Origin of the sequence: Erysipelatoclostridium sp. MSK.7.34 (genome assembly GCF_019041935.1) — a bacterium.
GTDB classification, from domain to species: Bacteria; Bacillota_I; Bacilli_A; order Erysipelotrichales; family Coprobacillaceae; genus Thomasclavelia; species Thomasclavelia ramosa.
Genome location: NZ_JAHPYJ010000080.1, coordinates 1 through 482 on the forward strand (window position 1 = coordinate 1; position 482 = coordinate 482).

Genomic DNA, 482 nt, shown 5'->3' on the forward strand with positions numbered 1-482 from the left:
ATGGCTAAATTTGTATGTTCTGTATGTGGATATGTTTATGAAGGAGATGCAGCTCCAGAACAATGTCCAGTATGTAAAGTTGGGGCTGACAAGTTCGTTGAACAAACAGGTGAAATGACTTGGGCAGCAGAACACGTTGTAGGTGTTGCTAAAGACGTAGATGAAGAGATCAAAAAAGAATTAAGAGCAAACTTTGAAGGAGAATGCTCAGAAGTAGGAATGTATTTAGCAATGGCAAGAGTTGCACATCGTGAAGGATATCCAGAAATTGGATTATATTGGGAAAAAGCAGCTTATGAAGAAGCTGAACATGCAGCAAAATTTGCAGAATTGTTAGGAGAAGTAGTAACTGATTCAACAAAAAAGAACCTAGAGATGCGTGTTGAAGCTGAAAATGGAGCAACTATGGGTAAAACAGAATTAGCTAAGAAAGCTAAAGCATTAAACTTAGATGCAATTCATGATACAGTGCATGAAATGGC

General features: G+C 37.8%; 1 protein-coding gene. It reads left to right on the forward strand.

What is annotated here, in order from left to right; all coding sequences use genetic code 11:
- A partial coding sequence (locus tag KTF99_RS16915) for a rubredoxin-like domain-containing protein (RefSeq protein ID WP_217215688.1) occupies positions 1–482 on the forward strand: 482 nt, incomplete at both ends.